Annotated in this window: 22 protein-coding genes; 9 read left to right on the top strand and 13 right to left on the bottom strand. The window is 67.7% G+C overall.

The genetic code is table 11. The features are described 5' to 3' along the window. Positions 1–55 precede the first annotated feature (55 nt). The 5 genes from JF542_RS10840 to JF542_RS10860 all read right to left on the bottom strand — a co-directional run bounded on the left by JF542_RS10840 (position 56) and on the right by JF542_RS10860 (position 3,842). On the bottom strand, positions 56–346 hold the full coding sequence (locus JF542_RS10840) for an ArsR/SmtB family transcription factor (protein WP_007794464.1): 291 nt from the start codon (positions 344–346) through the stop codon (positions 56–58). A gap of 157 nt (positions 347–503) precedes the next feature. Next, positions 504–1,457 carry a lyase family protein gene (locus tag JF542_RS10845; protein WP_207075853.1) on the bottom strand — a complete coding sequence of 318 codons (954 nt, stop codon included), beginning with the start codon at positions 1,455–1,457 and terminating at the stop codon, positions 504–506. 70 nt (positions 1,458–1,527) lie between these two features. After that, positions 1,528–2,238 carry an alpha/beta fold hydrolase gene (locus JF542_RS10850; RefSeq protein WP_207075854.1) on the bottom strand — a complete coding sequence of 237 codons (711 nt, stop codon included), beginning with the start codon at positions 2,236–2,238 and terminating at the stop codon, positions 1,528–1,530. Beyond that, the gene (gene pcaD, locus JF542_RS10855) at positions 2,238–3,026 is read right to left on the bottom strand and encodes a 3-oxoadipate enol-lactonase (RefSeq protein ID WP_207075855.1); all 789 of its coding nucleotides are present in this window, start codon (positions 3,024–3,026) and stop codon (positions 2,238–2,240) included. The genes JF542_RS10850 and pcaD overlap by 1 nt, the downstream gene beginning before the upstream one ends. Positions 3,027–3,413: 387 nt before the next feature. Further along, positions 3,414–3,842 (bottom strand): FKBP-type peptidyl-prolyl cis-trans isomerase, encoded by a 429-nt coding sequence (locus JF542_RS10860; RefSeq protein ID WP_007794453.1) that lies wholly within the window; start codon positions 3,840–3,842, stop codon positions 3,414–3,416. 179 nt (positions 3,843–4,021) lie between these two features. On the opposite strand from JF542_RS10860, the gene JF542_RS10865 reads away from it, so the two are divergent. Further along, positions 4,022–4,699 carry a haloacid dehalogenase type II gene (locus JF542_RS10865; protein WP_207075856.1) on the top strand — a complete coding sequence of 226 codons (678 nt, stop codon included), beginning with the start codon at positions 4,022–4,024 and terminating at the stop codon, positions 4,697–4,699. Beyond that, positions 4,699–5,520 (top strand): alpha/beta fold hydrolase, encoded by an 822-nt coding sequence (locus JF542_RS10870; protein WP_207075857.1) that lies wholly within the window; start codon positions 4,699–4,701, stop codon positions 5,518–5,520. Before JF542_RS10865 ends, JF542_RS10870 begins: the two co-directional genes overlap by 1 nt. 75 nt (positions 5,521–5,595) lie before the next feature. Here the strand turns inward: JF542_RS10870 and truB are convergent, their stop codons facing one another. Further along, complete coding sequence (gene truB / locus JF542_RS10875) at positions 5,596–6,510, bottom strand: tRNA pseudouridine(55) synthase TruB (protein ID WP_207075858.1); 915 nt, start codon at positions 6,508–6,510, stop codon at positions 5,596–5,598. Positions 6,511–6,738: 228 nt separating this feature from the next. Then, positions 6,739–8,451, bottom strand: coding sequence for a methionine--tRNA ligase (metG, locus tag JF542_RS10880; protein ID WP_207075859.1), 1,713 nt, complete (start codon positions 8,449–8,451; stop codon positions 6,739–6,741). 196 nt (positions 8,452–8,647) lie between these two features. Here metG and JF542_RS10885 point away from each other — a divergent pair, with 196 nt between their 5' ends. After that, entirely contained in the window at positions 8,648–9,688 is a 1,041-nt protein-coding gene (locus tag JF542_RS10885) for an aldo/keto reductase (RefSeq protein ID WP_207075860.1), read from the top strand. 67 nt (positions 9,689–9,755) lie between these two features. On the opposite strand, the gene JF542_RS10890 is transcribed toward JF542_RS10885, so the two are convergent. Both JF542_RS10890 and JF542_RS10895 read right to left on the bottom strand, forming a co-directional pair. Next, complete coding sequence (locus JF542_RS10890; RefSeq protein ID WP_007794438.1) at positions 9,756–10,718, bottom strand: acetyl-CoA carboxylase carboxyltransferase subunit alpha; 963 nt, start codon at positions 10,716–10,718, stop codon at positions 9,756–9,758. A gap of 81 nt (positions 10,719–10,799) precedes the next feature. After that, the gene (locus JF542_RS10895; RefSeq protein ID WP_207075861.1) at positions 10,800–11,399 is read right to left on the bottom strand and encodes a LysE family translocator; all 600 of its coding nucleotides are present in this window, start codon (positions 11,397–11,399) and stop codon (positions 10,800–10,802) included. A gap of 72 nt (positions 11,400–11,471) precedes the next feature. On the opposite strand from JF542_RS10895, the gene JF542_RS10900 reads away from it, so the two are divergent. Continuing rightward, entirely contained in the window at positions 11,472–11,924 is a 453-nt protein-coding gene (locus JF542_RS10900) for an Lrp/AsnC family transcriptional regulator (RefSeq protein WP_040544369.1), read from the top strand. A gap of 220 nt (positions 11,925–12,144) precedes the next feature. Further along, entirely contained in the window at positions 12,145–13,002 is an 858-nt protein-coding gene (locus JF542_RS10905) for a hypothetical protein (protein ID WP_207075862.1), read from the top strand. A gap of 292 nt (positions 13,003–13,294) precedes the next feature. Here the strand turns inward: JF542_RS10905 and ilvD are convergent, their stop codons facing one another. After that, entirely contained in the window at positions 13,295–15,124 is a 1,830-nt protein-coding gene (gene ilvD / locus JF542_RS10910; RefSeq protein ID WP_207075863.1) for a dihydroxy-acid dehydratase, read from the bottom strand. Between the two features lie 219 nt (positions 15,125–15,343). After that, complete coding sequence (rimK, locus tag JF542_RS10915; RefSeq protein ID WP_207075864.1) at positions 15,344–16,729, bottom strand: 30S ribosomal protein S6--L-glutamate ligase; 1,386 nt, start codon at positions 16,727–16,729, stop codon at positions 15,344–15,346. Positions 16,730–16,992: 263 nt separating this feature from the next. Between rimK and JF542_RS10920 the strand changes: the two genes are divergently transcribed. Next, positions 16,993–18,351 carry a dicarboxylate/amino acid:cation symporter gene (locus JF542_RS10920; RefSeq protein ID WP_207075865.1) on the top strand — a complete coding sequence of 453 codons (1,359 nt, stop codon included), beginning with the start codon at positions 16,993–16,995 and terminating at the stop codon, positions 18,349–18,351. Positions 18,352–18,402: 51 nt separating this feature from the next. On the opposite strand, the gene JF542_RS10925 is transcribed toward JF542_RS10920, so the two are convergent. Both JF542_RS10925 and JF542_RS10930 read right to left on the bottom strand, forming a co-directional pair. Beyond that, positions 18,403–18,816, bottom strand: a complete 414-nt coding sequence (locus tag JF542_RS10925) for a DUF6636 domain-containing protein (RefSeq protein WP_007794416.1) — start codon at positions 18,814–18,816, stop codon at positions 18,403–18,405. Positions 18,817–19,078: 262 nt separating this feature from the next. After that, positions 19,079–20,038, bottom strand: a complete 960-nt coding sequence (locus JF542_RS10930; RefSeq protein ID WP_207075866.1) for an L-malyl-CoA/beta-methylmalyl-CoA lyase — start codon at positions 20,036–20,038, stop codon at positions 19,079–19,081. A gap of 259 nt (positions 20,039–20,297) precedes the next feature. Between JF542_RS10930 and dgcN the strand changes: the two genes are divergently transcribed. The 3 genes from dgcN (at position 20,298) to JF542_RS10945 (ending at position 23,269) form a co-directional block, all read left to right on the top strand. Then, positions 20,298–21,299 carry an N-acetyltransferase DgcN gene (dgcN, locus tag JF542_RS10935; RefSeq protein ID WP_007794410.1) on the top strand — a complete coding sequence of 334 codons (1,002 nt, stop codon included), beginning with the start codon at positions 20,298–20,300 and terminating at the stop codon, positions 21,297–21,299. 96 nt (positions 21,300–21,395) lie between these two features. Beyond that, positions 21,396–22,361 (top strand): N-acetyl-D-Glu racemase DgcA, encoded by a 966-nt coding sequence (gene dgcA, locus JF542_RS10940; protein ID WP_207075867.1) that lies wholly within the window; start codon positions 21,396–21,398, stop codon positions 22,359–22,361. A gap of 44 nt (positions 22,362–22,405) precedes the next feature. Further along, positions 22,406–23,269, top strand: coding sequence for a D-amino-acid transaminase (locus JF542_RS10945; protein ID WP_207075868.1), 864 nt, complete (start codon positions 22,406–22,408; stop codon positions 23,267–23,269). Positions 23,270–23,282 lie beyond the last annotated feature (13 nt).

Raw genomic sequence — 23,282 nt, forward strand, 5'->3', positions numbered from 1 at the left:
TTTCACGCATCGGGCGGCTCGGGCCGCCCGGTGTCGTTTCAGGGGGAGGCGTGCCTCAGCACTCGTGGCGGGCGCAGAAGATCTCGTAGAGCAGGCCGATGACCCGGCTCGTGTCCTCGTTGGCGAGGCTGTAATAGATCGTCTTGCCCTCGCGTCGCGTGGTCACCAGCTCTTCCTCGCGCAGACGGGCGAGCATCTGGCTTACGGCGGCCTGTCGCATTTCGAGCAGTTGCTCGAGCTCGCCCACCGATTTCTCTCCGGCGCCCAGATGGCACAGGATCATCAACCGGCCTTCATGAGCCAGCGTCTTGAGGTAGGCCGCCGCGCTGCGCGCGTTCTCGGCCATTTCCTTCGGCGGGGGAACAATATGGGTTTGATCGGTCACGATGCGGGCTCACTTTGCGAATGCAGCATATATAGCATGTCCCGCGCAGATTGCGAGATAGCGCCACCGGATACGCGGCCAGACGGCGCCCAACTGCCGGCCTTATGGCCGGGCCTGCCTAGCCGCGCGTCGCCGCGGCGATGAAGCGCTCGAGCGCCTCGGGTTCCAGCGTCTTGCCCGGCCCGGTCGGAGCCCGTTGCATCCGCTCCTCGGCGAGGGCGCGCGCATGCTTGAGGGCGGCGCCGGTGCCCAGCATGAGCTGCGGAAGGGCCAGCCATTCGGTGAACCGAGCCGCGGCGCCGCACTGGGCGCTGGGGAACATGCTGCGCATGGCCGAGGAGTGCACCCAGAGCGATGCCAGTGCCGCCGCCTCGGTGCCGGTCTCGCCCGGCGCCCGGATCAGCGCCAAGGCCTGCGTGAGCTGGGCTGCCCAGTCCGCGATGGCCCGTGGTCCGCTGCGCTCCTCGCTCCAGTCGCGGCCGGGATCGGCGAGGTTGAGCGCTTCGGCCAGCGCCGCGCGAAGCGCCGTGTCGCCGCCGAGCGACACGCAGAGCGCGCGCCCGCGCAGCTCGGGCAGGGCATCGCGCAACGGCAGCAGAGAGCGTCCGCAGGACAGCGCCGCACAGGGCTGCCGGCCGCTGCCCGCCAGCGCCGCGAGCTGGTCCAGAAGCGTGTCCAGCTCGTCGCCGCAGAGCGTCAGGGCCTGCCGCAGCCGCAGCATCAGCGCGCTGTCCTCGATATCCTGCGGGCGGGCGTCATGCAGCAGGTACCGGGCGTATTCCGGCGCCTGCATCAGGCTGGCAAAGGCCTCGACCAGCGCCGGCACCGGGCTGCCGTCCAGCGCCGCCTGCTCGGCCAGCCCGCGCGGATCGACCTGCAGCTCGAGCGAAGCCCGGTGGATCGCCTTCGCCGCGGTCTCGGGGATCACGCCGGCGGCGCCTTGAACCTTGGCCAGCGTGCCGAGCACGATCATCATCGCGCGGATCTCGGCGCTGTCCGAGAACAGCTTGCCGATCTCGCCGGCGGCGAAGAGCTTGTGCAAATGGGCGCTGTCGAATGGCGTGGCGGTCATGGCGTCCTCGTGCGTTTGGCGCTCCCCCTATAGTGGAGCGCCGGTGGCCTGACCAGTGGCAGGTTGCGCGTCAGGGCGCCGCGATCCCGGAGAGCAGGGACGCAAGCGCCTCGGGGTGCGCCAGGAAGGGCGAATGCGACCACGGGCGCTCATAGACCTCGTCGTCCGGAAGCGCCGCTGCCATCCTTTTCTGGTCGCGTGGCGGGATCGCGCGATCCTCGCTGCACAGGATGTAGCTGCGCGGCACCGAGGCGATCGCCCCTGTGAGCGTGACCGGCTCGGCCTGCGGACGGATCGCCTGCGGCACCAGCCGGTCCAGCGCAAAGGCACGATCCGCGGGGCTGCAGTCATGATACAACAGCTCCGGCGCCATGGCGGCATCGAAGCGGAAGGTTGTGCCGTCGGGGTCGCGGCGGATCGCGGGCAGAAGTGGCTGCTCGGTCTGCGCGCGGCGCAGGCTGGCGACGCTGTCGCCGTCCTCGGGCCGGTAGGCGCAGAGATAGACCAGACGCTGCACGCTTGCCGGAGCGCGATCCGCGGCGCCGGTGGCGGGCACCCCGGCCATGGAATGCGCCACCACGATGGCGGGCTCGGGCAGGGCCGCGAGGATGGCGTGGATATAGTCCTGTAGGCCGATCGCGGCCGCCGGGGTCGGGTCCGCGCCATGCGACGGCAGGTCGAGGGCTGTGGCGGAATGTCCCAGCGCGGTCAGCGCGGGCACCACGTCACGCCAGCACCACGCGCCGTGCGAGGCCCCATGCACCAGCAGGAAGCGCGCCATCAGAGATGCCCCTGCGCCGCAAGGAACTCGCTCAGAACCGCGGCGTAGACGTCCGCCGCCTCGACGCAGGCGATGTGCCCGGCGCCACGGATCAGCCGGAACTGCGCGCCGGGGATCAGCTCGGTGGTCTCGCGCACCAGGTCGGGCGGGGTCGAGCCGTCCTCGGAGCTTGCGATGCCGAGCGCAGCGAGCCGCAGCCCCGAGGTCGGGGTTATGAAATCGGTGCCGGCGATGGCGTGGCAGCAGCCGAGATAGCCCTGCACCGGGCTGCGCTCGAGCATGTGCCGCCAGGCGGCGCTCTCGGGCGTGGCGCGGAACCGGGCCGAGAACCAGCGCTGCATCGTACCCTCGGCCAGCGCCGCGACGCCGCCGGCCTCGACCTGCGCGATGCGTTCGGCCCAGATCGCCCGCGTGCCGATCTTGCAGGCGGTGTTCGACAGCACCAGCGCGCGCACCAGGTCGAGCCGCTTGGCCGCCAGCCCCTGCGCGACCATGCCGCCGATCGAGAGCCCCACGACCACCGCGTCTTGCATCTCCACATGCGCCATCAGCCGCTCGGTGTCGCGCACCAGCGTCCCCATGGAATAGGGCCCCTCCGGCGCGTCCGACAGCCCGTGCCCGCGGGTGTCATAGCGCAGGATCCGCAGCCCCTCGGGCAGCCGCGCGACGACCCGGTCCCAGATCCGCAGGTCGGTGCCGAGCGCATTCGAGAACACCACCGGCGCGCCGTCCTCCGGGCCGTCGATGCGGTAATGCAGGCGAATATCGCCCAGATCGGCCATCTGCATGGGGCACTCCTCTCGTTTGCCGCGACCCTATCGCCCCCCGCCCCGCGAGGAAAGCCAACGCGCAGCCCGGCATCTTCTCTACGTCCCAAATACTCCCGCCGGAGGCGTCCGCCCGACCCACCGGATGCATCGCCGGGCGCGTCTCGACCGGCACGCCACCCCAAGCGGACCCTCCGGGCCAACGCGCAGCGCCCCCATCTTCTCTACGTCACAAATACTCCCGCCGGAGGCATCCTCCCGCCCCGTCTGTCGGACCGCAGGGACAACCGGCCCGCAGGAGAACAAGAGACAAAAAAGACCCCGGGGCGGTCTGCACCGCCCCGGGGTCTTCTCTGCGTCTCGAATGCGCCCGCCGGAGGCTTGCGCCCCCGTCATCGGGCGCGCGGTTCAGGCGATCTCGACCAGCTCGATGGCGAAGGTCAGGTCCTTGCCCGCCAGCGGGTGGTTGGCGTCGAGGGTGACCTCGGTCTCGGTCACCTCGGCGACCACCACCTGCACGGTCTGGCCGGTGGGCGTCTGAACCTGCAGCTGGGTGCCGAGGTCGAGCGGGATGTGGTCCGGGATCTCGGTGCGCGGCACCTGCTGGACGGCCTCGGGGTGGACCTCTCCATAGGCCTCTTCCGATGCGATCTCGACGGTTTTCTTGTCGCCCGGCGTCATGCCGGGCATCGCCTTGTCGAGGCCGGGGATGATCTGGCCGGACCCGACGGTGAACTCCAGCGGATCGCGGCCAGCGCTCGAATCGAAGGTGGTGCCGTCGGAGAGCGTGCCGGTGTAGTGAATGCGAACGGTGTCGCCGGTCTTGACCTGCGTCATGAGAAACTCCGTGTCTTTTCGGGAAGATAATGCGTGAATTGACGAGGCCGCCGGGGGCGGGTGCTCGTGTCGATCCTCACAAAGCTAACCATCCGCCTTGCGGAATGCAAACAGACGCCCGGAATTCTCCTTTAAACACCGACGTTGCCGTGCAAGTTTTCCGCCGGGAGGACGCGTTCATGACCATCACCACCTGCATCTTCGACGCCTATGGCACGCTGTTCGACGTCGCGAGCGCCGCGCGGCGCAAGGCGGAGCAGCCCGGTCAGGGCGCGCTGGCCGAGGTCTGGGCCGGGTTGGCCGAGGACTGGCGGCGCAAGCAGCTGGAATATTCCTGGCTGCGAGCGATCACCGGTGAGCACGTGCCGTTCTGGGACGTGACGCAGGATGCGCTCGACTGGGCGATGGAGCACCACGGGCTCGACGATCTCGAACTCCGCGAGGATCTGCTGGCGCTCTACTGGCAGCTCGCACCCTACAGGGAGGTGCCGAAGCTGCTGGCGCAACTCAAGGCCCTGGGAAAGACCTGCGCGATCCTGTCGAACGGCTCGCCGGACATGCTCGAGGGGGCGGTCGACAGCGCCGGGATCGGGCTCTACCTCGACGCGGTGCTCTCGGTCGAGGAGGTCGGCGTATTCAAGCCGGCCCGCGCGGTCTACGACATGGTCGGGACGCGGTTCGGAACCGAACCGTCCGAGGTGCTGTTTGTCTCTTCGAATGGCTGGGACGCGGCCGGCGCCGCGGGCTATGGCTTCACCACCGCCTGGGTCAACCGGGCCGGACTGCCGGCGGACCGGCTGCCGGCGCGCCCGGGCCATATCCTGACCGACCTGACCACGATCCCGGAGCTTCTCTGATGCCGCATTTTACCACCTCGGACGGGCTGTCGCTGCACTACACCGACGAGGGCGCGGGCCTGCCGCTGCTTTGCCTGTCGGGGCTGACCCGCGACGGGCGGGATTTCGACTATGTCGCCCCGCATCTCGAGCAGGTGCGGCTGATCCGGATGGATTACCGCGGACGCGGCCAGTCGGAATGGGGTGATCACAGCCAGTACACCATCCCGGTCGAGGCGCGCGACGCGCTGGAGCTGCTCGACCACCTCGGGCTCGAGAGCGCCGCGTTGCTCGGTACCTCGCGCGGCGGGCTGATCGCCATGCTGCTCGCGGCGACGGCGCAGCAGCGGCTGACCGGCGTGGCGCTGAACGATATCGGCCCCGAGATCGCCCCGGCGGGGCTGGCGGTGATTGAGGCCTATCTCGGCCGCAACCCGGCTTTCGGGACCCTCGAGGAGGCGGCGGTCGCGTTCTCGACCCTGCTGACCCAGTTCGAAGGCGTCCCGATGGCGCGCTGGCGGGCCGAGGTCGGGAAGTTCTTCCGCGAAACGCCGGACGGTTTGGAGATCGTCTACGATCCGCGCCTGCGCGACGCGGTGCTGGGCGACGGCGCGCAGCCGGTCGAGGACATGTGGCCGCTCTTCGACGCGCTGAAGGGCCTGCCGCTCTGCGCCATCCGCGGGGCCAATTCTGACCTGCTGACGCGCGAGACCTTCGCCGAGATGCAGCGCCGCCGCCCGGACATGATCGCGGTCGAGGTGCCGGGGCGGGGCCACATCCCCTATCTCGACGAGCCCGAGTCGCTCGATGCGCTGAAACGCTGGCTGGCGATGCTGCGCTGACGGCCAAGATCTTTCGTCCGAAAGATCTTGTAGGGCAGGCAGGAAAAGATTTTTCTCCGAAAAATCTTGGCGGGCTCAACCGGCAGCGGGCTGCACGAACACCCGGTTCGGGTGCAGCTCGCCGCCCTTGAAGACACCCACCGCCACTGCGCGGCCCTCGAACGAGGCCCAGGCCTCGTCGCCGTAATCGACCTCTCCAGGGATCACCATGCCGGGATTGCCGTTGCGCAGCCGCGCGGCCCCCTCGGCGGTGCATTTGAGCTCCGGCAGCTCGGCCAGACCGACCTCGAGCGGCAGCAGCCTGGCGTCGAGCTCGGGGCTCTTGGCCAGCGCGTCAACCTGCTCGATGGTGATGCCGTCCTCGGCCTCGAACGGGCCCGACCAGATCCGGCGCAGCTTGAGCACGTGGCCATGGCAGCCGAGCGCCTCGCCCAGATCGCGGGCGATCGAGCGCACGTAGCCGCCCTTGCCGCAGGTCATCTCGAGCTCGACATGGTCTGCGTCGGGCCGGCCTGTCATGACCAGCTCCTCGACCCAGAGCGGGCGCGGCTCGATTTCCATGGTCTCGCCGTCGCGAGCCCGCTTGTAGGCGCGTTCGCCGTCGATCTTCACCGCCGAGAACTGCGGCGGCACCTGCTGGATCTCGCCGACGAAGCCGTGCAGCGCTTCCTTGATTTCGTCATCGGAGGGGCGCGCGTCGGAGGAGGCGATCACCTCGCCCTCGGCATCGTCGGTGTTGGTGCGCTGGCCCAGCCGCACGATGAAACGGTAGGCCTTGAGGGCGTCGGTGATGAAGGGCACGGTCTTGGTGGCCTCGCCAAGCGCCACCGCGAGCACGCCGGTCGCCTCCGGGTCGAGCGTGCCCGCATGGCCCGCCTTCCTTGCCGCCAGCGCCCAGCGGACCTTGTTGACCACCGAGGTCGAGGTCATGCCCGCCGGCTTGTCGACGATCAGCCAGCCGGAAATGTCGCGGCCCTTCTTGCGTGCCATGGTCTGCCCTCGCATGTGATGAGGCGCGCGAGGTAGCAAGCCTCAGCGTGGCTTGTCAATCGCGCAAGAATGGGGGCGCTGCCCCCGCCGCGGCAAGCCGCGTCTCCCCCGGGATATTTTCGGCCAGAAGATGCAAGGGCGCGGCGCCCCTGTCTTCTTCTGGCTAAAAATATCCCCGCCGGAGGCATCCGGGCTCTCGGTAGGCGCTGCCGCCGGGACGGGTGCGGATCAGTCGCGCTTGCCGGCGAAGCGGGCCTGCCAGTCTTCGCGCTCGTCATCGGTGATCTTGCGGAAGGTGACGTCCGGTACCGTGAAGGCGTGGCCGGCAGGCAGGGAGGTGAGCGCCGCCGGGACATCGTCGGGCCAGCTGTCGTCGTCGGTCTTCAAGGCCTCCAGAAGCTGCGCCGAGGCGTCGGGGATGAAGGGCTGCGAGATCACCGCGTAGAGGCGGATGACGTTCAGTGCCAGGCGGATCTGGGCGGCAGCGGTCTCCGGGTCGGTCTTGAAGGTCGACCACGGCGCGGCGTCCTGCAGGTATTCGTTGCCCAGCACCCAGGCCGCGCGCAGCGCGGTGGCGGACTTGCGCACCTCGGCATGGGCCATGTGCTCTTCGTACTCGCGGATCTTCGCGGTCAGGTCGGCCACCAGCTGCGCTTCGCGCTCGCCGGTGCTGCCGCCCTCGGGCACCACCTCGCCGAATTTCGAGCGACAGAACTTGGTGACGCGGCTGGCGAAGTTGCCCAGCACGTCGGCGAGGTCCTTGTTCACCGAGGACTGGAAGTTCTCCCAAGTGAATTCCGCATCCGAGCTTTCGGGGGCGTGGCTCAGCAGCCACCAGCGCCAGTAATCCGCCGGCAGGATCTCGAGCGCCTGGTCCATGAACACGCCACGCCCGCGCGAGGTGGAGAACTGGCCGCCATCGTAGTTCAGGTAGTTGAACGACTTGATGTAATCCACGAGCTTCCACGGCTCGCCCGACCCGAGGATTGTCGCGGGGAAGCTGAGCGTGTGGAAGGGCACATTGTCCTTGCCCATGAACTGGGTGTAGGTCACGTCCTCGGCGCCCTTGTCGGTGCGCCACCAGCGCGCCCAGTCATCGCCCTTGCCGGCGTCGACCCATTCCTGCGCGCAGGCGATGTACTCGATCGGCGCGTCGAACCAGACGTAGAAGACCTTGCCTTCCATGCCGGGCCAGTCCTCGTCACCCTTCTTCACCGGGATGCCCCAGTCGAGATCGCGGGTGATGCCGCGGTCCTGCAGGCCATCGCCGTCGTTGAGCCATTTCTTGGCGATCGAGGTGGTCAGCACCGGCCAGCCCTCGCGGGTGTCGATCCAGCTCTCGAGCTGATCCTTCATCTGGCTCTGGCAGAGGTAAAGGTGCTTGGTCTCGCGCATCTCGAGATCGGTGGCGCCCGAGATCACCGAGCGCGGGTTGATCAGCTCCACCGGGTCGAGCTGCTTGGTGCAGTTGTCGCACTGGTCACCGCGGGCATCCTCGAAGCCACAGTTCGGGCAGGTGCCCTCGATGTAGCGGTCCGGCAGGTAGCGCCCGTCGGTGGGCGAGTACATCTGCGTCTCCGAGACCTCGCGGATCAGGCCGCGCTCGGCCAGAACACCGGCGAAGTGCTGCGTCAGCTTGTGGTTCTGCGGGCTCGAGGAGCGGCCGAAATGGTCGAAGGACAGGCGGAAGCCCTCGGCGATCCTCGACTGCACCTCGTGCATTTCGGCGCAGTACTCGGCCACCGGCTTGCCGGCCTTGGCGGCGGCGAGCTCGGCCGGGGTGCCGTGCTCGTCGGTGGCGCAGAGGAACAGCACCTCGTTGCCCCGGGCGCGCTGGTAGCGGGCAAAGAGATCCGCCGGGAGCTGGCTGCCCACGAGGTTGCCCAGATGCTTGATCCCGTTGATGTAGGGGATTGCCGAGGTGATGAGATGCCGTGCCATGTATCGCCTGTCCTGTGGTCCGGTTTGAAGCCGCTTTAGCGGAACTGGCCCGGCGTTGCCAGTGGCCCCGTGCCTGCGCAGGGCTTGAGCAGATCGCGCCCGCCGCCGGTGCGGGGCCGGGCTTTCGCGCCCCGCCCCTTGGCATCCGGGCGCGGCTCGCTAGGTTGGCGCCAACAATCGACCCACGGAGACCGCGATGAAGATGAACCCGCTCGGCCGGACCGGCATGACCGTGTCCGAGCTCTGCCTCGGCACCATGACCTTTGGCAACCAGACCGCGCCGGAAGACGGCCACGCCCAGATCGAGCGCGCGCTCGATGCCGGCATCAACTTCATGGACACTGCCGAGATGTACCCGGTGAACCCGGTGCGCGCGGAAACCATTGGCCGCACCGAGGAGATCCTGGGCGACTGGTTCGCCAAGACCGGACGCCGCAACGAGTGGATCCTCGCCAGCAAGCACACCGGCGATTCCAAGATGGTGCGCGACGGCGCCCCGATCAGCGGCGAGACCATCCCGGCCGCCATCGAGGGCTCGCTGAAGCGGCTCAAGACCGACACCATCGACCTCTACCAGTTCCACTGGCCCAACCGCGGCAGTTACCACTTCCGCCAGAACTGGAGCTTCGACCCGTCCGGGCAGGACCGGGCGCAGACCGTGCAGCACATGCATGACGCGCTCGGCGCGCTGCAGCGCGAGGTCGAGCGCGGCACCATCCGCGCCTTCGGCCTCTCGAACGAGAGCACCTGGGGCACGATGATGTGGCTCAAGATCGCCGAGGAGACCGGCGGGCCGCGCGTCGCCTCGATCCAGAACGAGTATTCGCTGGTCTGCCGTCTCGCCGACACCGATTTGGCCGAGATGATGTGCAACGAGGATGTGGGCCTGCTGCCGTTCTCGCCGCTGGGCGCGGGTCTGCTGACCGGCAAGTACCAGGGCGGCGCGGTGCCCGAGGGCTCGCGCATTGCGCTCAACGGCAATCTCGGCGGGCGCAAGTCGGAGCGGGTGTTCCCGGCGGTCGACGCCTATCTCGAGGTGGCGCAGCGCTTCGGAATCGACCCGGTTCACATGGCGCTGGCGTGGTCATTGCGGCGACCCTTTGTGGCCTCGTCGATCTTTGGCGCCACCACAATGGCCCAGCTCGAGCACCTGCTGGGCGCGGTCGACGTGACGCTCTCGGACGAACTGCTCGAGGCGCTCGACGAGACCCACAAGGCGCATCCGCTGCCCTACTGATCCGGCATGAAAAAGGCGGCGCGAGGGATCGCGCCGCCGTCTGACGACTGTCGATGCGGGGCCGTACTCAGGCGGCGAGGCCCTTGTCGCCCATGCTCAGGAACTTGTCGCGGCGCGCCTTGATCAGGGCCTTGGGCTTCATGTCGTCCATCTCGCCCAGCATCGCGGTGATGGTCTTGCCGACGGCGGCGATGGTTGCCTCGCGGTCGCGATGGGCGCCGCCCAGAGGTTCCGCGATGACGCGGTCGGTGATGCCGAGCTTGAGCAGGTCCTGCGCGGTCAGGCGCAGCGCCTCGGCGGCCTCGCGCATCTTCTCGGCATCCTTCCACAGGATCGACGCGCAGCCTTCCGGCGAAATCACCGAGTAGACCGAGTGCTCGAGCATGGCGAGGCGATTCGCCGTGGCGAAGGCCACCGCGCCGCCGGAGCCGCCTTCACCGATGATGATCGAGATCAGCGGCACGCCGATCTGCAGGCATTTCTCGGTCGAGCGGGCGATGGCCTCGGACTGGCCGCGCTCTTCGGCGCCCTTGCCGGGATAGGCGCCGGGGGTGTCCACCAGCGTGATCACCGGCAGGCCGAAGCGGTCGGCCATGTCCATCAGGCGGATCGCCTTGCGGTATCCTTCGGGGCGCGCCATGCCGAAATTGCGCTCGATGCGGCTCTGGGTGTCGTTGCCCTTCTCGTGGCCGATCACCATCACCGGCTGGTCGTTGAACCGCGCCAGCCCGCCCATCACCGCGTGGTCGTCGGCAAAGCCGCGATCGCCGGCGAGCGGCGTGTACTCGGTGAACAGCGCCTCGATGTAATCCTTGCAATGCGGCCGGTCGGGGTGGCGCGCCACCTGGCACTTCCGCCACGGCGTCAGTTTCTTGTAGAGATCCTTGAGGAGATCCTGCGCCTTGCGGTCGAGCGCCGCGGCCTCGTCCTCCACGTGCATCTCTTCGTTCTTCCGCGCCATGTTGCGCAGTTCTTCGGCCTTGCCTTCGATTTCGGCGAGCGGTTTTTCGAAGTCGAGATAGTGAGTCATTTGCCCGGGCACTCTTGTTTTTCGCGGCCTATATGGCGTCTGAGGCGGCGAGTTGCAACAAAGCAGCCGAATGCTTTGGTGTCAGCCCAGCAGCACCGGGAGCAGCGAGGCCACCAGCAGCGCCGCCATGGTCCAGTTGAAGGCGCGCAGCCGGGCGGGGCGATTGAGCACCCGGCGCATCTCGCGACCGAGTACCGTCCAGGAGGTGGTCGAGATCAGCGACATCACCACGTAGCAGCCCGCCACCCACAGCACCGAGGCAAGATCGCGCCCGGCGGCATAGAGCGTGATCGCGCCAAGCGCCATCGACCAGGCCTTGGGGTTCACCCACTGGAAGGCGGCCGCCTGCAGGAAGCTCAGAGGCCGGCCCTTTGCCTGCGCTCCGGCCTCGGGCGGCGGCGCGGCATGGGCGATCTTCCACGCCAGCCACAGCATGTAGATCACCGAGACCGTGAGAAGCAGGTCATGCGCCAGCGGCCAACGCTCGAAGACCTGCATCACCCCGAGCCCGACAAGCAGCACCATCGTGGGAAAGCCCAGCCCGATGCCCATCATGTGCGGAATGCTCCGGCGGAAGCCGAAATTGGCGCCGGAGGCGAGCAGCATCATGTTGTTCGGCCCCGGCGTGATCACCGAGACGAGCGCGAAGGCGGAGAGGGCGAGGAGCAGATCGGGTGTCATGGCGCAATATTTGCCGAAGATGCGCGGGGAGAGATTGCGAAACGCCGCGCGAGATCAGTATTGTCGCAACGAATGAGCGCACTTGACGATACCGACCGCAGGATATTGCAGGTTCTTGCCCGGGAGGGGCGGATCAGCAACCTCGCCCTGGCCGACAGGGTCGGGCTGTCGCCCTCCGCCTGCCTGCGCCGCGTCGCCGCGCTGGAGAGTGCCGGCGTGATCACCGGGTACCGCGCGGTACTCAGCCCCGAAAAGACCGGGGTGGGCTTTGTCGCCTATGTTACCGTGGGGCTGAACTCCCACACCAAGAGCGCGCAGGAGGCCTTTGAGCGCGCCATCGCCCGGGCACCGGAGGTGCGCGAGTGCCACAACATCACAGGCAACTGGGAATACCTGCTGCGCATCGAGGCCGCTGATCTTGCCGCCTACAAGACCTTCCACACCGAGGTGCTGGGCACCCTGCCGCAGGTCAATGCCATCACCTCCTACGTGGTCATGGGCTCGCCCAAGGATCAGCGCGCCTGAGCCGTCGTGTGCTGCACGCGCTTGAGTCGTCGTGCGCTGCACGCGCTTGAGCCGTCGTGCGCTGCACGGGCTTGAGCCGCCGCGCTGCACAAGCGGTGTCCCGAAAGCGCCGGCCTGTCTTTACCGTGTTGTCCCCTGCGGCTAGGTCTTGGGCCAACGGGACCCCCGCGCCGGCACAAGGGGCGTGGGCGGTCCGCTGACCGACACAGATGGAGCCGTCATGGCGAAGGACACAGATTTCACCGTGCTCACCGGGCGCGAGGCCTTGGCCCGGCTGGCGGATCTGCCAATGCGAAAGCGGCGCGATACGGCGCGCCGTCTGATCTACAAGAAGAACCAGCGCCCCGCCGGTCTGGACGAGCAGATCATCCTGCTCGACGCGCTGCGCAGCGAGCCGGCCCTGACCGAGATCGACCGGTTCTACGCGCTGATCGCCGGCGGTCACAAGGTCTGCGAGGAGGTGATGGTCGCGGAGGCGGAGCACTGGCTCGACCGGTTTCTCGAGGCCGAGGCACAGATCCGTGCCATGCCAATCGCCTTCGGGCTGCGCAAGGACCGTACCCACCTGGTGTTCTCGGCCCTGAACGTGGCGCTGAACCTCGACCTGCTGACCGGGGCGCGCCACGCAGACCGGCTGGCGTCGTGGTTCCGGGAGGAGGTCGAGGGGCTGCAGCTGCGCCGCATGACGCCCTATCTGTTCAACAGCAGCAGCAACACGGTCAAATGCGCCGGCATCGTGCTGCTCGGTGACCCGGACGACATCGCGCGCATCGCGAGGCTGATGCGCAAGCTGCTGTCCTACGGAACCGAGATCAACAACCCGCTGCACTGGTGGATCTTCTCCCGCTTCAAGGCGCCAAAGCATCTCGCGGAGGTCTCCGAGCGCGCCGCGTTCGGTTCGTTCTGCAACAGCGTCCACAGGCTGACCGCGATCGAGGCTGCTGCCGCGGCGACCGGCCTTGAATCCCGGCGCGCGGCGCTGCGCGCGGTGGCCGACCTCTGCGTCGCGCAGGCCAGGCCGGCGCAGAAGGCGGCGCTCATGGAGCAGGCCGGGACGCGCCTCGGGGCGATGGCCTGAGCCCATCGGGGCGACGCGCAGAGCATGTGGCCGCGGCGCTCTTGCCGGAGGTGATCTTTCACGGCGCAGACCGGCCTGCCTCCGGCGGGAGTATTTTTGACGAAGAGAAGCCACGGGCGCAGCGCTCCTGGCTTCTTTGGTTCAAAAATACCTCGGGGGTGAATTGGCCGTAGGCCAAGAGGGGGCTGGCCCCCTTCGGCCCGTGCCACGCTTGTAATCGTCGGCAAGGCAGACATGAAAACAGCGCCCCGAGAGAGGGGCGCTGCAAGAGCTCTTCGCGCGGAGCCGGGGCTCAGATCTGGCGCACGGCGCCCTTGGCGGCGCTGGTGGTCAGCGCGGCGTAGGCCTTGAGCGCCTTCGACACCTTCCGCTTGCGCTTTTCGTCCGGCTGCCACCCCTTCTCGTCGCGCTTCAGGCGGCGCTCGGCGATCACCGCGTCATCCACCGCGAGCTGGATCTTGCGGTTGGGGATGTCGATCTCGATCAGGTCGCCCTCTTCCACCAGGCCGATGGTGCCGCCCTCGGCCGCCTCGGGCGAGACGTGCCCGATGGACAGGCCCGAGGAGCCGCCGGAGAAGCGGCCGTCGGTGACCAGCGCGCAATCCTTTCCGAGCCCTTTCGATTTCAGGTAGCTCGTGGGGTAGAGCATTTCCTGCATGCCGGGGCCGCCGCGCGGGCCCTCGTAGCGGATCAGCACCACGTCGCCGGGATGCACCTTGTTGGTCAGGATCGCGCTCACCGCGCTGTCCTGGCTTTCGAAGATGCGGGCCGGGCCGGAGAACTTGAGGATCGACTCGTCGACGCCGGCGGTCTTCACGATGCAGCCATCTTCGGCGAGGTTGCCGTAGAGCACCGCGAGCCCGCCATCCTTCGAGAACGCGTGCTCTGCGTCGCGGATCACGCCGGTCTGGCGGTCGAGGTCGAGCTCGGCGTAGCGGCGGTCCTGCGAGAAGGCGGTGGTCGAGCGCACCCCGCCCGGCGCGGCGCGGAAGAAATCGTGCACGCTCTCGGAATTGGTGCGCGACACATCCCAGCGATCGAGCGCGTGGGCCATGGTCTCGGCATGGACCGTGTGCACCGAGCTGTCGAGCAGCCCGGCGCGCTCGAGCTGGCCGAGGATCGCCATGATGCCGCCGGCGCGGTGCACGTCTTCCATGTGCACGTCGTCTTTCGCGGGCGCCACCTTGCACAGCACCGGCACGTTGCGCGACAGGCGGTCGATATCGGTCATGTCGAAATCGACCTCGCCCTCGTTGGCGGCGGCCAGCAGGTGCAGCACGGTGTTGGTCGAGCCGCCCATGGCGATGTCGAGCGTCATGGCGTTCTCGAAGGCCGGAACGGTGGCGATCGAGCGCGGCAGCACGCTCGCGTCGTCCTGCTCGTAATAGCGCTTGGCGAGGTCGACGATCAGGTGGCCGGCCTCGATGAACAGGCGCTGGCGGTCGGCATGGGTGGCAAGCGTCGAGCCGTTGCCGGGCAGCGACAGTCCCAGCGCCTCGGTCAGGCAGTTCATCGAGTTGGCGGTGAACATGCCGGAGCAGGAGCCGCAGGTCGGGCAAGCGGCCTCTTCGATCGCCTGCACCTGCGCGTCGGTGTACTTGTCGTCGGCGGCGGCGACCATGGCGTCGACCAGGTCGAGCGCCTTCTCGCCGTCTTCCCACTCGACCTTGCCGGCCTCCATCGGGCCGCCGGAGACGAAGACCACGGGGATGTTGAGGCGCATGGCGGCCATCAGCATGCCCGGGGTGATCTTGTCGCAATTCGAGATGCAGACCATGGCGTCGGCGCAGTGCGCGTTGACCATGTACTCGACCGAGTCGGCGATGATCTCGCGCGAGGGCAGCGAGTAGAGCATGCCGTCATGGCCCATGGCGATGCCGTCATCCACCGCGATGGTGTTGAATTCCTTGGCCACGCCGCCGGCCTTCTCGACCTCGCGGGCGACCATCTGGCCGAGATCCTTGAGGTGCACGTGGCCGGGCACGAACTGGGTGAAGCTGTTGACGATCGCGATGATCGGCTTGTTCCAGTCGCCATCCGTCATGCCTGTGGCGCGCCACAGGCCGCGGGCGCCGGCCATGTTGCGGCCATGGGTGGTGGTGCGGGAGCGATAGGCGGGCATGGGTTTCCCTTCCGTTGGCGGTGTTGGGGCTGTTTATCGTCCGCCAGCGCTTGCGGCAAGGGCGCAGCGGATGGGGGCGCTGCCCCCGCCGCCCTGCGGGCGACTCCCCCGAGGTATTTGGAAACCAGAGAAGGGCAGGGGGGGGCGCCTATGGTCGAGGATGGGCCATGGACCCGGGGCCGCACGGCATTGTTAGGGCAGGCTCAGTGGGGCGGGCGCCTACGGGGTACGGCGGCGCGGCTTGGGCGGGCGCGGGGCGACCTTTTCCTCAATATGCTGGATCACCAGCCCGGCGATGTCCTTCTCGGAGGTTTTCTCGATGCCCTCGAGCCCCGGCGAGGAATTGACCTCGAGCACCTTGGGGCCGTCCTCGCCGCGCAGCAGGTCGACACCGGCCACGTCGAGCTTCATGGCGCGGGCGGCCTTGATCGCGGTCTCGCGCTCGCTGCGGGTGATCTTCACCGGCTCGGCGGTGCCGCCCTGGTGCAGGTTGGAGCGGAAATCGTCAGGCTTGCCGCGGCGGCGCATGGCGGCCACCACCTTGCCGCCGACCACGAAGCAGCGGATGTCCTCGCCGGCGGCTTCCTTGACGAAGCTCTGCACCAGGAAATCGGCCTTCAGCCCCTGGAAGGCGGAGATCACGCTCTCGGCCGCCTTCTTGGTCTCGGCCAGCACAACGCCCTTGCCCTGCGTGCTCTCGAGCAGTTTCAGCACCAGCGGCGCGCCGCCCACGAGGCTGATGACATTGCCCGAATCCTTGGGGCTTCGGGCGAAGGCCGTGGTCGGCATGCCGATGCGGTGGCGCGCCAGCACCTGGTGGGCATGCAGCTTGTCGCGCGACACGGTGATGCCCTCGGAGCCCGACAGGCAATAGGTGCCGAGGCTCTCGAACTGGCGCACCACCGCGGTGCCGTAGGAGGTCACCGAGGCCCCGATGCGGGGGATCACCGCGTCGTAATGCGGCAGGCGGCGGCCATCGTAATGCACCTCACCGCCGACGGCGCGGATGTTCATGTAGCAGCGCGAGGTGTCGATCACCTCCATCGTGTGGCCGCGCGCCTCGGCCGCCTCGATGAGCCGGCGGGTCGAATAGTTCGAGGGCTCACGGGTCAGGATGGCGAGGCGCAGGGCGCGGCGGTGCTGCTTGTGGCGCGGGATCGCACGGTACTCGTCGAAGGACAGTTCGGGCTGCTGGAAGCTGTGGCTGGGCGAGACGATCATGTCGTCATCGAGCGCCGAGCGGCCGAGCAGCATGCGGTAGGCCATCGAGCCGCGATCGGTCAGGGTCACCTCGATGGGCCAGCTGCGCCCGTCCATCGCCACCGTGGTCTCGATCACGAAGCGCAGCTCGGTCTCGCCGTTCGACGAGGTCACCTCGCGCCGGTCCTTGAGCGGCGCCGAGCAGATGATCTCGAGCCCCGGGTCGGCCGGATCGGGATGGATGGCGAAGCGCACCATCGGCTTGTCCTCGGAGCCGAAGGGTTCGATCGCGAAGGCGTGCAGCGCCGAGGTGCGCGCGCCGGTATCCACCTTGGCGCGGATCGCCGGAAGGCCGAGATCGGGAAGGGCAAGCCACTCTTCCCATCCAAGGGTGAACTGGGTCATCTACGGGCTCCTTTCGAGACGCGCGGTAGCGCGCTGTAGCGGGACAGTATGACAGGCACAATACGTCTGCGCAGCTAGCCTTCTGCAGCGCCGAGGCAAATGGGCCCGCTCGCGCAAAAGGCGAAAATCGTCTATTATTTGTGCGTTTTGGGCGCATCGCGCGGCGTCGCGCCCGTGAAAAGCCGGGGTTGCGAGCGGATTCTGCGCGGCGATGGCGCGGAACCGGCGCAGACTGGGGATCTGGATTCGAAAAGGAGACTGCCATGGGGGCCGCATTGCGCGATAGCGACGGCAAACTGTCGCTGACCACCCGGATCATGATCGCCATGGGGGCGGGGCTCGTCCTCGGGGTGATCCTCAACATCGCCGGCATCGAGGCGATCAACACGCATCTCGTCGGAGGCTTCTTCGGCATGGTCGGGCGGATGTTCGTCAACGCGCTGCAGATGCTGGTGGTGCCGCTGGTGTTCTTCTCGCTAATCTGCGGTGTGGCCGGGATCGGCGACATCCGCATCCTTGGCCGGGTCGGCGGCAAGAGCTTCGGACTCTACATGGCGACCACCGCGACCGCCATCGCGGTGGCGATCCTGATCGCGCTGCTGGTCTCGCCGGGCGACGGCTTCGTGATGGAGGGCATCGACACCTCGGGCGTGACCGGACGAGAGGCGCCGAGCGTCTGGGAGACCTTCGCGGCCATCGTGCCGCGCAACCCGGTGGCGGCGTTCTCCGGCGGCGAGATGCTGCAGATCATCTTCTACACCATCGTGCTCGGCATTGCGGTGCTGATGCTGGGTGAGCGCTCGAAGACCTTCGTGGAAGCCTGCGAGTACATGAACGAGCTGATGATGAAGGTGGTGCAGATCGTCATGGCCTTCGCGCCCTACGGCGTGTTCTGCCTGATCGCCAAGACCTTCACCGAGCAGGGCATCGGCCTCTTCATGCCGGTCATCGCCTATGTGCTGGTGCTGGTGGGGGCGCTGCTGCTGCATCTCTTCGTCACGCTGATGCTGTTCCTGAAGCTGTTCGCAGGGCTCAACCCGATCACCTTCCTGCAGAAGATCCGCCCGGCGCAGATCTTTGCCTTCTCCACCGCCTCGTCGAACGCGACCATTCCGGTCACCCTGCGCTGCGTGACCGAGCGCATGGGGGTGAACAACTCGGTGGCCTCGTTCTCGGTGCCGTTCGGCGCCACCATCAACATGGATGGTACCGCGATCATGCAGGGCGTGGCGACGGTGTTCCTTGCCAATGTCTACGGCATCGACCTCGGCCTTGGCGGCTATCTCACGGTGATCGCCATGGCGGTGCTGGCCTCGATCGGCACCGCGGGCGTGCCCGGCGTGGGGCTCGTGATGCTGACGATGGTGCTGGGGCAGGTGGGCCTGCCAATCGAGGGCATCGCGCTGATCCTTGGCGTCGACCGGCTGATGGACATGATCCGGACGGCGGTGAACATCACCGGCGACGCGGTGGTCTCGACCATCGTCGCCAAGACCGAGGGCCAGATGGACCTTGCCATCTATGCCGACCCGAATGCCGGCGTGATCACCGCCGACGACCTGCATATCGACGAGGAGGCCGAGCACGTGCTGGCCGACGCGGCGCACAAGCCGGCGGAGTAGGCGTCTGCGTCGGAACGATTGAGAGGGCGCCTTCGGGCGCCCTCTTGCGTGTCACCAGACCTGAAGCACCCGGCGCGACAGGTGGAAGCCGTGGCCGTCGGCGTTCTGGCAGCGCAGCCCGGTGGTTTCGGAGAGGCACGAGATGCCGCCCCAGGTGGCCGAGACGCCATAGGGCGCAACGTCGACGCCGGGTGCGGTGTTCGGCCGGCCCGGCCCGCGGCACTCCATCTGTACCGGTCCGCGCTCGAGGATGACGTAGTTATGGCCCCAGCCGCTGCCGCAGGAGGCGGGGCGTGGCACGTTGGGGGTGCCGCTGAACTGGAAGATCGTGCAGCTCAGATCGGCAGAGTTCGGGCCGGTGCCGATGTAGCACTCGATATTGCCGGACGGGGTCTTGAAGGGGGTAACGTCGGCGATGGCCGGGCTGGCCAGCATCAGGCCGGCGGCAAGAAGAGGTTTGAACATGGACGGATCCTGAAAAAGGCAATCGGAAAAGGTCTTGCCCGTTCAGGGTCCGCCGGGAGGACGCGTCTGTCAATCGTGCCGTGGCAGTGAAGCGACTTGTGGGGGAGGGCGCTCAGATGAAGCGGGGCGAGCGAGCGCGGCGGCGCGGGTGAGTACATGAAGCCCGTCGCGCGCGGTTCTGCGGGATGCCGTCGGGCCCGCATGAAAAAAAGGCGCGACCCCCGGCTGAGGACCGCGCCCTGATACGTCTCGCCCTGTGGGCTCAGTGCCCGGCGATCATCTCGGACTGCTTCACGATCACCTCGGCCTGCTTGATCGAGGCGATGTCCACCAGCCGGCCCTTGTAGACCGTGGCGCCTTCGCCTTTGGCCTTGGCCTCCTCCATCGCGGCGAGGATCTCGCGCGCTTCCGAGACCGCCTCGTCGGACGGGGTGAAGACCTCGTTGGCCAGTGCCACCTGCTTGGGGTGGATCGCCCACTTGCCGACCATGCCCAGCGTGGCCGAGCGCAGCGCCTGCGCGCGGAAGCCCTCGTCGTCGGAGAAATCGCCGAACGGGCCGTCGACCGGCAGCACGCCGTGGGTGCGGCAGGCGGCGACGATGGCGGCCTGCGCCCAGTGCCACGGATCCGACCAGTGCTTCTGGCCCTCGCGGATCATGTAGTAGTTTTCCTGCGTGCCACCGATGCCGGTGGTCGCCATGCCCATCGAGGCGGCGAAATCCGCGGCGCCGAGGCTCATCGCCTCGAGCCGGGGCGAGCCGGCGGCGATCTCCTCGACATGGGCGATGCCGGCGGCAGATTCGATGATCACCTCGAACTTGATCGGCTTGGCTCGGCCCGTGGCACGCTCGACCGCGGTCACCAGCGCGTCGACGGCATAGAGATCTGCTGCGCAGCCGACCTTGGGGATCATGATTTGGTCGAGCCGGTCGCTCGACTTCTCGAGCAGCTCGACCACGTCGCGATACCAGTAGGGCGTGTCGAGCCCGTTGATCCGCACCGAGAGCGTCTTGTTGCCCCAGTCGATGTCACCGATGGCCTGAATGATGTTGTCGCGGGCGCTGTCCTTGTCGGACGGCGCGACCGAATCCTCGAGATCGAGGTTGATCACGTCCGCCGCCGAACCGGCCATCTTTTCGAAGATCGCGGGGCGCGAGCCCGGGCCGAACAACTGGCAGCGGTTGGGGCGTGCCGGGGCGGCGGGCTGGATGCGGAAGCTCATGCGGGTCCTCGTTGCGTAATGATATTTCGCTTACTCCGCGACTGGGGTTATTAAATTGCGCCATGCTGCGCAAGCAAAATCCTCCTGCGAAAGGCGCTGCCTTGCGGCGTGAGAGGCGCGAAGGGATGCACGATTCTTCGGCGGCGCGGCGGAAATGCACGAAAATTCGGCGCGGGCTCCGGTGGATCGCTGGCATTCGCGATGTATTTGCGTGTGATGCGGGGCAACATGCCGCGAATCCAAACGACAGGGAACTGACATGATCGAGACGCCGTATCTGCTCTTTCTCGGAGACGCTCCGGACCCCCTCGCCGCCAAGGTGGCGCAGGGTATCAAGGACTGGCGCCCGGAGAACTGCGTGGGCCAATTCCGCCTCGAGGGCTGCAAGGCCGACATGAAACTGCCCGACATGACGCTGGCCGAGGCCAAGGCCGCCGGCGCCAAGACGCTGGTGATCGGCGTCGCCAACCGGGGCGGGGTGATCTCGCAGACCTGGAAGAAGGTGCTCGTCGAGGCGCTGGAAGAGGGCTTCGACCTCGCCTCCGGCCTGCACAACCTGCTGCGCGACGAGGAAGACCTCGCCGCCGTGGCCCGCGCCACCGGCCAGAAGCTGCACGACGTGCGCATTCCGTCGGTGAAATACCCGATCGCCAATGGCGAGCCGCGCAAGGGCAAGCGCCTGCTGGCGGTGGGCACAGACTGCTCGGTCGGCAAGATGTACACCGCGCTCGCGCTTGACGCCTCGATGCGCGAGAAGGGCATGAAATCGACCTTCCGCGCCACCGGCCAGACCGGCATCCTGATCACCGGCGACGGCGTGCCGCTCGACGCGGTCATCGCCGACTTCATGGCCGGCTCGATCGAGTACCTGACGCCGGACAACGACGAGGATCACTGGGACATCATCGAGGGCCAGGGCTCGCTGTTCCACGTCTCTTATTCGGGCGTGACCATGGCGCTGGTGCATGGCGGCCAGCCGGACGCGCTGGTGCTGTGCCACGAGCCGACCCGCAGCCACATGCGCGGCCTGCCGGGCTACCAGCTGCCCTCGCTGGAGGCGGTGCGCGACGTGGCGCTGCAGCTGGCGCAGGTCGCCAACCCCGCGTGCAAGGTGATCGGCATCTCGATCAACACCCAGCACATGGGCGAGGACGAGGCCAAGGCCTATTGCAAGGAGATCGAAGAGAAGTTCGGCCTGCCGACGGTCGATCCCTACCGCCACGGGGCAGACCGCCTCGCGGATGCGGTTGCCGCGCTCTGAGCCATCCGGCACCTTGAGATGAACCGACGGGCGGCGGCGCGGGCTGCGCCGCCGCCCGTCAAGACGACGGAACGACACAACGAAGGGGCAGGGCTCTTGAGCATCGAGGTCACGCGCGACACGTTCAGACTGGCACAGGTCTTCACCATCTCCCGGGGCAGCCGCACCGAGGCCAAGGTGCTGACCGTGAAGATCACCCGCGACGGGGTGACCGGCTGGGGCGAATGCGTGCCCTATGCGCGCTACGACGAGACGCTCGAGAGCGTGACCGAAGAGATCGCAGGCCTGCCGGCCGATGTGAGCCGCGCGGCGCTGCAGGGGCTGCTGCCCGCCGGCGCCGCCCGCAATGCCGTCGACTGCGCGCTCTGGGATCTCGAGGCCAAGGCGCAGGGCAAGCGGGTCTGGGAGCTTCTGGGCCAGCCGAAGCCCGGCCCGGAGATCACCGCCTACACGCTGTCGCTCGACACCCCCGAGAACATGCAGGCACAGGCCGCCAAGAATGCCGCCCGACCGCTGCTGAAGGTCAAGCTCGGCACGCCCGACGACATGCCGCGGCTCGAGGCAGTGCGCCGGGGCGCCCCAGACAGTACCATCATCGTCGACGCCAACGAGGGCTGGACGGCCGAGGTCTATGCCGATCTGGCGCCGCATCTGGTGCGGCTCGGCGTGGCGATGGTCGAGCAGCCGCTGCCCGCGGGCGACGACGAGGCGCTGATCGGCATGGAGCGCCCGGTGCCGGTCTGCGCCGACGAGAGCGCCCATGACCGCGCCTCGCTGCCCGGGCTCAAGGGCAAGTACGACATCGTCAACATCAAGCTCGACAAGACCGGCGGCCTGACCGAGGCGGTGGCGATGCGCGCCGCGGCCGAGGCCGAGGGCTACGGCATCTTCGTCGGCTGCATGGTCGGCTCGAGCCTTGCCATGGCGCCCGCCGTGCTGGTGGCGCAGGGCGCCGCCTTCACCGATCTTGACGGCCCGCTGCTTCTGGCAGAAGACCGCCCCACCCCCCTGCTGTTTGACGCGCAGGGCGTGCATCCTTCCGAGCCGGCGCTTTGGGGCTGATCCCCGCCCGCCGCTCCCGACCGACCTGACTGGAGACCCCTTACATGACCCGCACTGTCTACGTTAACGGAGAGTACTTGCCCGAGACCGAGGCCAAGGTCTCGATCTTCGACCGCGCCTTCCTGATGGCCGATGGCGTCTACGAGGTGACCTCCGTGCTGGGTGGCAAGCTGATCGACTTCGAGGGCCACCAGAAGCGGCTCGAGCGGTCGCTGAACGAGCTCGACATGAAGAAGCCCGCCGCCTTCGACGACCTGATCGAGATCCACCGCAAGCTGGTGGAACTCAACGGCATCGAAGAGGGGCTGATCTACCTTCAGGTCACCCGTGGCGCGCCCGGCGACCGCGACTTCGCCTTCCCCGACCCCGAGACCACCGAGCCGACGCTGGTGCTGTTCACCCAGAACAAGCCCGGCCTCGCGGACAACCCGACCGCCAAGAAGGGCATCAAGGTGATCTCGATCGAGGACATCCGCTGGGGCCGCCGCGACATCAAGACGGTGCAGCTGCTCTACCCGTCGATGGGCAAGATGATGGCCAAGAAGGCCGGCTGCGACGATGCGTGGATGGTCGAGGACGGCTTTGTCACCGAGGGCACCTCGAACAACGCCTATATCGTCAAGGACGGCAAGATCATCACCCGCAACCTGTCGACCGACATCCTGCACGGCATCACCCGTGCCGCGGTGCTGAAATTCGCCCGTGAGGCGCAGATGGTCGTGGAAGAGCGCCCCTTCACCATCGAGGAGGCCAAGGAGGCCGACGAGGCGTTCTTCACCTCGGCCTCGGCCTTCGTGATGCCGGTCGTGGAGATCGACGGCGCCACCATCGGCACCGGCACGCCGGGGGACGTGGCGGGCCGCCTGCGTGAAATCTATCTCGAGGAAAGCCGCAAGGTCGCGGTCTGATCGACGAGACGCG

Source organism: Salipiger bermudensis, assembly GCF_017309175.1.
In the GTDB taxonomy this organism is placed as follows: Bacteria; Pseudomonadota; Alphaproteobacteria; order Rhodobacterales; family Rhodobacteraceae; genus Salipiger; species Salipiger bermudensis.